Source organism: Piscicoccus intestinalis NBRC 104926, assembly GCF_001515525.1.
Lineage (GTDB): Bacteria > Actinomycetota > Actinomycetes > Actinomycetales > Dermatophilaceae > Kineosphaera > Kineosphaera intestinalis.
Window position 1 is genome coordinate 23,016 of sequence record NZ_BCNQ01000052.1, and the last position, 9,150, is coordinate 32,165.

General features: G+C 71.8%; 8 protein-coding genes and 1 pseudogene. 6 read left to right on the forward strand and 3 right to left on the reverse strand.

From position 1 onward, the window contains the following. Window positions 1-275: 275 nt before the first annotated feature. Together PINTE_RS25225 and PINTE_RS09970 are read left to right on the forward strand one after the other, a co-directional pair. Window positions 276-1,391: pseudogene (locus tag PINTE_RS25225) on the forward strand (GAF domain-containing protein); the annotation flags it as partial. A 136-nt stretch (window positions 1,392-1,527) separates the two neighbouring features. After that, window positions 1,528-2,067 carry a helix-turn-helix domain-containing protein gene (locus tag PINTE_RS09970; RefSeq protein ID WP_068429513.1) on the forward strand — a complete coding sequence of 180 codons (540 nt, stop codon included), beginning with the start codon at window positions 1,528-1,530 and terminating at the stop codon, window positions 2,065-2,067. A gap of 154 nt (window positions 2,068-2,221) precedes the next feature. Here PINTE_RS09970 and PINTE_RS09975 read toward each other — a convergent pair whose 3' ends face one another. The 3 genes from PINTE_RS09975 to PINTE_RS09985 are packed head-to-tail and all read right to left on the reverse strand — an operon-like array spanning window position 2,222 to window position 5,233. Further along, window positions 2,222-3,730 (reverse strand): tripartite tricarboxylate transporter permease, encoded by a 1,509-nt coding sequence (locus PINTE_RS09975; protein WP_068429517.1) that lies wholly within the window; start codon window positions 3,728-3,730, stop codon window positions 2,222-2,224. A 1-nt stretch (window position 3,731) separates the two neighbouring features. Next, complete coding sequence (locus PINTE_RS09980) at window positions 3,732-4,277, reverse strand: tripartite tricarboxylate transporter TctB family protein (protein ID WP_068429521.1); 546 nt, start codon at window positions 4,275-4,277, stop codon at window positions 3,732-3,734. Next, window positions 4,274-5,233: a Bug family tripartite tricarboxylate transporter substrate binding protein gene (locus tag PINTE_RS09985; RefSeq protein ID WP_068429525.1), complete on the reverse strand. Its 960-nt coding sequence runs from the start codon at window positions 5,231-5,233 to the stop codon at window positions 4,274-4,276. Before PINTE_RS09985 ends, PINTE_RS09980 begins: the two co-directional genes overlap by 4 nt. Window positions 5,234-5,535: 302 nt before the next feature. Here PINTE_RS09985 and PINTE_RS09990 point away from each other — a divergent pair, with 302 nt between their 5' ends. The 4 genes from PINTE_RS09990 to PINTE_RS10005 form a co-directional block, all read left to right on the forward strand. Then, the gene (locus PINTE_RS09990; protein WP_068429528.1) at window positions 5,536-5,895 is read left to right on the forward strand and encodes a universal stress protein; all 360 of its coding nucleotides are present in this window, start codon (window positions 5,536-5,538) and stop codon (window positions 5,893-5,895) included. Window positions 5,896-6,069: 174 nt separating this feature from the next. Next, window positions 6,070-7,542: an MDR family MFS transporter gene (locus tag PINTE_RS09995; protein WP_169798502.1), complete on the forward strand. Its 1,473-nt coding sequence runs from the start codon at window positions 6,070-6,072 to the stop codon at window positions 7,540-7,542. 178 nt (window positions 7,543-7,720) lie between these two features. After that, window positions 7,721-8,212: a hypothetical protein gene (locus tag PINTE_RS10000; protein ID WP_068429531.1), complete on the forward strand. Its 492-nt coding sequence runs from the start codon at window positions 7,721-7,723 to the stop codon at window positions 8,210-8,212. Between the two features lie 206 nt (window positions 8,213-8,418). After that, window positions 8,419-9,150 (forward strand): NAD(P)-binding protein (locus PINTE_RS10005; protein ID WP_157087167.1); only part of this gene is annotated, 732 nt, incomplete at its 3' end.

Sequence of the window (9,150 nt, forward strand, 5' to 3'; positions counted from 1 at the left end):
CCTGTGGTCACGGGGCCCGCGCGGCCGGCGACGGTGTCGGCGCGCGGTGCCTGTGAGAAGGGACTAGACACTCGGTGATGGCCCGCGGTTGTCTCAATCTGAGAGCGGGGGTCGGCGAGGGGCCGGGAGCCGGGGAGGCGGTCTCATATTGAGACAGTGCCGCCGCCCCACTCAACGCTTGAAGTGGGCAACGGGCCAGCGCACACTACCGACACGCCTGCGACTCGAACCCCGCGGGTCACCGGCAGGTGTGGAAGGGCACGTCAATGACGACGATGACGACGCCGAGCCGCTGGCACCACGAGTACCAGCGACGCACGGGAGAGGACCGCGACCGTTTCCTCACGCACGGGCGGGCGCCGCGGGCGGCGCTCGCCGAGATCGCCGAATCCTGGCGCCGCAGCGCCCGATTGGGGGTCGACCCGGCGGGGTTGAACACCTCGTTCGGCCCCACCCGGGCCGAGGAGTCGGACCTGGTGCACAGCATCGACGAGGTGCTGCGCGGGCAGGCCTGGACGCTGTCGGGGGAGCCGGTGAGCATCATCTTCGCCGCGCCCTCGGGGCGCATCCTGAGACGCTATTGTCCGAATCCCGGGCTGGCCAACCAGCTCGAGAACGTCTTTCTCGCGCCCGGCGCCTCGTACGGGGAATCGCGGGTGGGCACCAACGGCATCGGCACCGCGCTGGAGCGGGCCAAGCCCACCCTCGTCGTCGGCGGCGAGCACTTCTCCGAGCAGCTCGGTATCTTCGCCTGCGCCGGGGCGCCCGTGCACCACCCCGTCAGCGGGGCGCTGCTCGGCGTGGTCGACATCACGTGCCGGGCCACCGACGTCAACGGCCTGTTGCTCAGCACCGCCCAGCTGCTCGCCCGCCAGATCCAGGACGATCTGCTGCGCTCGGTGAGCAGCCGTGAACTGACGCTGCTGTCGGACTACCTGTCGGCCTGCCGCAACGCCGCGGGGCCGATCGTGGCCGTCAACGACGAGATCGTCATGATGAACCGGCACGCCCAGCAGAAGCTCGCGCCCGACGACCGGGCGGCGCTGCTGAGCTGCACCGCCGACGCCGCGGACAAGCCGAGTCCGCACACTCTTGTGGCGGATCTGCCGAGCGGGCTCGTCGTGCGCATGGACTACCGCCCGAGCCTGCTGTCGGACTCCGTGGTCGGCGGCGTCTTCCGCGTGCACCTGGCCGAACAGCTGGAGACCGCCGGGGAGGGCGCGGCGGTGCGGGTCAGTATGCCCGGGCTGGTCGGCGCGTCGGCCCAGTGGCAGCGGGTGTGCAGCCAGGCGCGGGCGGCGTGCCGCAGCACCCGCTGGCTCGTGCTCGAGGGGGAGGCGGGAGTCGGTAAGGCGTCGCTGGCGCGGGCGGTGCACCACACGAGCAAGCCCGGCGAGCACCTGCGGGTCATCGACCTCGCCGCCGACGTCGACCCCGACGTGCTGCTGCGCGAGATCGAGGCCGAACTCGTCGAGGGAGGGCGAGGGCACGCTGCTGCTCAGCCACCTGGAGCGGATCCCGGAGCCGATGGTCAGCCCGCTGGCCGAGCTACTCGTGGAGTACCGCGAAGGCGACCGGGTCGGGCGCACCCAGTGGATCGCCGCCACGCGCGACAACGAGGCGACCCGCCCCGACGTCGACAGCGCGCTCATCCCGTGCTTCGCCCGGACCGTCGTCGTGCCGCCGCTGCGGCATCGCAGCGAGGACATTCCGCTGCTGGCCACGTGCCTGCTGCGGCGGCTGTCGAGCGGGCGCGAGGTGACGTTCTCGTCGGCGGCGCTGCGGCACCTGGCCCGGCTCCCGCTGCCGGGCAACGGTCACCAGCTGAGCACGATCGTGCGGGAGGTGCTGCGCACCACCCGGGCCGGGGCCGTGGAACTCGACGATCTGCCTCCGCAGTGCCGCAGCGCGAGCCGGCGCAGCCTGACCCCGCTGGAGTCGCTCGAACGGGACGCGATCGTGCAGGCCCTCGCCGACCACGCCGGCAACAAGACCGACGCGGCCGGCCACCTGGGCATGTCGCGCGCGACGATCTACCGCAAGATCCGCGACTACGGCATCACCTGAGCGCGCGTCACCTGGGCGTCGCGTCGCCTCCACCCCCACGTCGGCCGAAGGCTGCCCTATCAGCCGGGGGCTAGTGTTTCGGCACGAGCCCTCGACCGAAAGGGCAGCCTTCGGCCGAGTGGTCGGAGCCCGGGGCCGAGGTCAGGGGCCGAGGTCAGGTGTCGCGGCGGGAGCGGGCGACGACCTTGCTGCGGATCGTCAGGGCGATGACGATGAGCAGGCCGCCGTAGATGACCAGCGGGATCGGGCCGCTGACGAGCACGGAGTAGTCGCCGTCGGAGGAGAGCAGGCCGTCGCGCAGGCTGGTCTCGGCGAGCGGGCCGAGCACCATGCCGATCATCAGCGGAGCCAGCGGCATGTCGTGGCGGCGCATGACGAAGCCGATGAGCGCGATGCCCAGCAGCATCCACAGGTCGAACACCGAGCCGGAGGTGGCGTACACGCCGAGCCCGCAGAACACCGTGATGCCCGCGTACAGGTACGGCGCGGGGATGAGCAGCAGCTTGGCCCAGTGCCGCGCGAACGGCATGTTGATGATGAGCAGCACGATCATCGCGACGAAGAAGCTCGCCAGCAGCGCCCACACGAGGTCGGCGCTGCGCGAGAACAGCAGCGGCCCCGGCTGCAGGCCGTACTGCTGGAACGCGGCGAGCATGATCGCGGCCGTCGCGGAGACGGGCAGGCCGAGCGCGAGCAGCGCCCCCATCGCCATGCCGGTCGTCGCGTTGCCGGCCGCCTCCGGCGCCGCCAGGCCCCGGATCGCGCCCTTGCCGAACTGCGGATCGGGCCGGCGCCGGTCGAGGCGGCGCTCGACGTCGTAGGCGAGGAACGTCGGGATCTCCGAGCCGCCGGCCGGGATGACGCCGAACGGCAGCCCGATTCCGGTGCCGCGCAGCCACGCCGGGGTGGCCTCCTTGAGTTCCGCGCGCGACAGGAACGGCCGACCGCCGCCCTTGGTCAAGGCCTCGGGCCGCGGATCGCGGCGGATCCGCGCCGCCACGTGGAAGACCTCACCGAGCGCGAGCACCGCGACCGTGACGGTGACCAGCGAGATGCCGTCGAACATCTCCGGCACCCCGAACGTGAAGCGCTGGCTGCCCGAGATCGAGTCGATCCCGACGGTCGCCAGCCCCAGGCCGATGACCAGCGCAGACAGGCCCTTCACCGCGGAGTCGGAGACGATCGAGGAGGTCGCGACGAAGGCGAACAGCGCGAGCGCGAAGAACTCCGCGGGCCCGAAGTTCGCCGAGAAGTCGGCCAGCCGCGGGGCGAGGAAGACGACGATGATGCTGGCGATCATGCCGCCGACGAAGGCGCCGATCGCGGCCGTGGCCAGCGCCTGGGGCGCCCGCCCGGCCTTGGCCATCTTGTGGCCCTCGAACGTCGAGGCGATCGCCGACGCCTGACCGGGGGTGTTCATGAGGATGGCCATCGTCGAGTCGCCGAACATGCCGCCGAAGTAGACGCCGGCGAACATGATGAACGCGCCGGTCGGGTCGAGCGCGAACGTCATCGGCAGCAGCAGCGCCACCGCCATCGAGGAGCCCAGGCCGGGCAGCACGCCGACCGCGGTGCCGAGGAAGCAGCCGACGAGCACCCACAGCATGTTCATCGGGGTCAGCGCGCCGGCGAACCCCTCCAGGAGACTGGTCAGTGAGTCCATGTCAGATCCCCCCGAGGAGTCCGGACGGCAGGTTCAGGCCCAGGCCGACGTCGAAGGCCAGGTAGATCGCGCTGCTGACGACCAGCGCGAGGCTGACGTCGAAGAGCGTGCGGCGGCTGCCCATGCCGCGGGCCACGCACCAGAACAGCAGCGCGCCCGCGAGGATCCAGCCGAGGAACTCCAGCGTGACGGTGAAGAGCAGGAAGCCGCCGATCGTCCAGGCCACGCTGGTCCAGTCGCTGAACGTGCGGTACGCGGCACCGTCCCACTCCGGCGGGACCGGCTCCGGCGTGCGCAGGTAGTGCAGCGCGAGCAGCACCGCGAGCACGTACCCCGCCGCCGCCAACAACCCCGGGAAGAACCGCGGTCCGGGAAAGTCGGTGCCCTCGGGCACGTGCAGCCCCAGGATGCCGACCGTCAGGTATGTGCTGAACGCGAACATCAGCAGCGCCAGCAGCAGTCCGCTGCGGCCGTGCCAGAACGATTCGGAGCCGGTGTCGCGCGCGGGGTGGTCCGCCGGCGACGACTCCTGGGCAGATGTGCTCACTTGTTCATCCTTCCCACGAGCTCACCGATGCGGGCCTCCTCCTCGCCGAACCACTGCTCAAACTGCGGGCCGTCGAGGTAGACGTCGGTCCACTGGTTGCGGGCGATCGCGTCGCGCCACTCCGGCGTCTGCACGGTCTCGTGCACGACCTGACGCAGGGTCTCGAACTCCTCGTCGGTGATGCCGGGGGGCGCGACGATCGCGCGCCAGTTCGCCAGCGTCACGTCGTAACCCAGCTCGCGCGCCGTGGGGATGCTGCTGCCCGCGAAGCGCTGCGGCGCGGTCAGCGCCAGCGCCCGCAGCCGGCCGCCCTCGATCTGGTCGGCGACGTCCTTGTAGCCCGAGGTCGCCGCGACGCCGGTGTGCGTGATGAGGGCCTGGGTGACCTCACCGCCTCCGGACTTGGGGATGACCGTCATGTTGCGGGTGTCGACGCCCGCCTTCGTCGCGAGGTCGGTGAGCACGAGCTCGTCGAACGTGCCGCCCGACACCCACGGGGTGCCGCTCGGGTTGGCCTTCCACGCGGCGACGAGGTCGTCGAGCGTCTGATAGGGGGAGTCGGCGGGCACGACGACCGCGTTGTACTCCTCGACGACCCGCGCGATCGGGCGCACGTTGTCGTGGGTGACCGCCGAGTCGAGCAGGTCGATGCTGCCGACGAGCCCGGTGCCGGTGACCATGAGCACGTTGGCCTGCCCGCTCATCGTCGACAGCTGGCCGAGCCCGATCGTGCCGCCCGCGCCCGGGATGTTGACGACCTGGGAGTTGTTCGTGATCCCGTTCGTACGCATCGCCTGCTGCATCTCGCGCATGAACGTGTCCCAGCCGCCGCCGGCGCCGGCCGGGGCGATGAGGGTGACGTTAGAGCGGACGTCGCGGCCGGTGCTCGCCGAGGCGAACGAGAAGTAGGTGGCGGTGCTGATGACGAGGGCGGCGACGATGCCGTAGATCACCATGGCCACGGGATGACGGGACGAGTCGGGCGCGCTGTCCCGTTCGCCCGGAGGTGCAGTCTGCGTCGACACTGGCGCGATCCTTCCGAATCCGTAGCCCGGTCGGCACCATTGCCGACCCCCGCGAGCCGTTCCAGCGAGAGTAAGGGCTGCGCGGTTGGGGGACCAGTGGCACGTCATCGGGCCCCCACGGTCATTACTGTGGACGATGTAGACCGCGCTGTGGGCGTCCGTCGCCCACCGTTCTCTGATCGCTATTCGTCCTCGTACGCTCGCTATTCGATCGCTACCCGCCGGAGGCAGCCATGACCGTCGTTCTCGCCCGTACCGCGACCGCCGAAGGAGATGCCGCGCGCGACGCCGCCGTCGAAGAGGCCAAGCGGCGCGGTGAGGACCTGCTGGTCTTCAACCTCGGCGGCGAGCAGCTCGACCCGGAGGGCTCCGAGCTCGACGGCGTGGCCGTCACCTACCGCTCTCCCGACGCCCGCAACCGTGACTCGGTCGGCGAGCTCATCGACGCCGCGCAGGAGATCGGCGCCTCCGCGGTCGTCATCGGCATCCGGCACCGCAGCCCGGTCGGCAAGCTGCTGCTCGGGTCGGCCGCCCAGCAGATCCTGCTCGAGGCGTCCATGCCGGTGATCGCCGTCAAGGCGTCCAAGGGCTGAGCCCGACACACCCCGCCCGACGAACGGCCGCCCCTCGCCACGGGGGCGGCCGTTCGTCGCGCCGGGAAACGATTCGACCCGGCCGGGCGGCGCGTTCTACCGTGGATCGGCGCGTCGGACCGCGCGCCGGTCATCCGCGTTTTCTCGACTCCCCACTCGCTGACAGGACCTCCCGTGCCCACAGACACGAGCCCCGCCACGGGCTCATCGGCGCCGACGCAGGAGCAGCGCAACCGCACAGTGTTGCGTGTACTCACCGTCGCGGCGTTCGTCGTCATCCTCAACGAGACGATCATGACGAACGCGATCCCGGTGCTCATGGGCGTGCTGGAGATCGACGCCCGCGCCGCCCAGTGGCTGTCCACCGGGTTCATGCTGACGATGGCGATCGTCATCCCCACGACCGGTTGGCTGCTGCAGCGGGTCGGTCGGCGTACCGCGTTCCTGCTGGCGATCGGCTCGTTCACCGTCGGCACCGCGGTGTGCGGTGCCGCACCCACCTTCGAGGTGCTGCTCCTCGGCCGCGTCGTCCAGGCCTGCGGCACGGCGATCATGATGCCGCTGCTCATGTCGACGGTGCTCGCGCTCGTGCCGCGCCGTGACCGCGGCCGGGTCATGGGCAACGTGTCGTTGGCGATCTCGGTGGCCCCGGCGCTCGGACCGGCCCTGTCGGGCCTGGTGCTGGCGGTGGCCTCCTGGCGCTGGCTGTTCGGCGTCGTCCTGCCGATCGCGATCCTCGTCGGGGTGCTCGGCCTGCGACTGCTGTCCCGCGACGACGAACCGCGTTCCGGCGCGCTCGATCTCGTCAGCGTCGTGCTCACCGTGCTCGGCTTCGGCGGCGTCGTCTACGGCCTGAGCCAGCTCGGGGGGGAGGCCCACGCCGTGCTGCCTCCGCTGTGGTGTCTGGGCATCGGGGCGGTGGCGCTGGCCCTGTTCACGGCCCGGCAGGTGTTTCTGCTGCGGCGCGGGGGCGCGCCGCTGCTCGACCTGCGGGTGCTGCGCCACCGTGACTACGTCGTCTCGATCGCCATCATGGCGCTGTCGTTCCTCGCGCTCATGGGCGCGGTCATCGTGCTGCCGATCCACCTGCAGCAGGGGCTCGGCCTGAGCACCCTGCAGGCGGGACTGCTGCTCATGCCCGGGGCCCTGCTCATGGGTCTGCTCGGGCCGCGGGTGGGCCGGCTCTACGACCGGGTCGGTGCCCGGGTGCTCGTGCTGCCCGGCACGTGCGTGTTCGTCGCCGGCCTGGCCGCCATGGCCTGGTCGACCGGGTGGGCCGGGTGGCCCGTGTTCCTCGGGTTGCACGTGCTCGTCAGCATCGCGCTCGCGTTCGTCTTCACACCGGTGTTCACAACCGGCCTCGGTGCGCTGTCGTCCGGACTGTACGAGCACGGGTCGGCGCTGCTCGGCACGCTGCAGCAGGTGGCCGCGGCCGCGGGCACGGCCCTCGTCGTCACCGTCATGTCGACTCGTGCGGCCTCGTTGGCGGCGGCCGGCGCGCCGGCGCACGATGCGCAGGTCGGCGGCATCGGCACGGGCATCGCGGTGGCCGCCGCGCTGGCGTTCGGCGGTGTGGTCGGCGCGGCGCTGCTGCCCGGCGGTCGGCCCGCGGACGACTCCGACGACGCGGGGGAACCCGCGGCCTGAGGCGCTCGGGCGCACGTTGTTCTCGGCCGGGATCGCGGCCTGTTATCGCGGGGCGGCGCACGTTAACCACGGGCGCCGCCCCGCGCTCAGTTTGGGTGCGATGTGGGTCGCGGCGGGGCCGTTAGCTTTCCGGCGTCCGCCCCGGACAGGCTGCCCCTGACCTGAAAGGCCCTCCCCCATGCGCACATTCGCTTCCGCCGCGGCCCTCGCGCTCGCTGCCGCCCTCGTCGCGTCTCCCGCGGCCCACGCGAGCAGCGGCCCCGACATCGGCGTCGACACCACGAAGACCGGCGGGGTCCAGGGCGTGTACGCCAACGGCGTCGGATCGATCACCAACACCGGTGACGTGACGATCCCGGCGGGCGTGGGCGTCGACGTCATGGTCCACAACATGGAGAACATGCCGCACGAGCTGCACGCCAACACCGTGACGCCGCACAACATCTTCGCGCTGCGCGCGGTGCCGACCGGGCTCATGTCGTGGCGGCTGACGACGCTGAAGTCGCTGGCTCCGGGCGAGACGCAGAAGTTCAGCTGGACCGTGCACCACTACGGCACGTGGCACCGGGTGTACCACCACGTCGAGCTGCAAACGATGCCGGGCGGGCTGACGGACTCCGACCCGAGCAACAACATGGACCGGGAGGACAACGGCGGAGTCGGTCTCTGACCCTGACGAGATCGCGTCGCCCCCTCGACGCCCGCTGACTCGTATCGTCGCCTCCCCACCGACGCCCCGCCCGACCCCCCGGGCGGGGCGTCGCTATGCCCCGGCCTCGTGCCGGCCGCCCGGGGGCAGGGCATGATGGGGGCGACCGCCATCGCACCGGCGGGCGCCACGACCTCGACCCAGCCCCCCAGCCACAGGAGCAGGCCATGACGCGACAGCGACGGGTAGCGATCGTGGGTGCGGGGCCCTCCGGGCTCTTCGCGGCGCAGGCGTTGGCCACGCAGGACCGGCTCCCGGTGCGCATCGACCTGTTCGAGAGGCTGCCGACGCCGTACGGCCTGCTGCGCTACGGGGTGGCGCCCGACCACGAGAACATCAAGGCGGTGGCCCGCGCGCTGGCCTCGACGTTCGACCACGGCGACGTGAGCTTCTGGGGGTTGGCCGAGTTCGGGCACGACGTGACGCGCGCCGAGCTGCTCGCCGGCTACGACGCGGTGATCTACGCGGTGGGCGCGGCGCAGGACATCCACCTGCAGATCCCCGGCGAGAACCTCTCCGGCTCGCGGTCGGCGCGGGAGTTCGTCGCCTGGTACGGCGGCCACCCGGACGCCCGCCCGCAGAACCTCTCGGGGGTGACCGGCGCCGCCGCGATCGGGGTCGGCAACGTGGCGATCGACGTGGCGCGCGTGCTGCTCAAGGACCCCACCGACCTGGAGCGCACCGACATGCCGCCGGGGGTGCTCGAGGAGCTGCACGCGGCCGACGTGCGCGACGTGTGGATCGTCGGGCGCCGCGGCCCCGAGCACGCGAGCTACACGACCAAGGAGCTGCGCGAGCTGGTCGGTCTGCCCGGCGTGCAGGTGCTCATCGACCCCGCGGCGCTCGACGCGGCCGAGCGGGGCGACGGGGGTGAAGGGGCCGGCGGGGCCGGCGGGGCC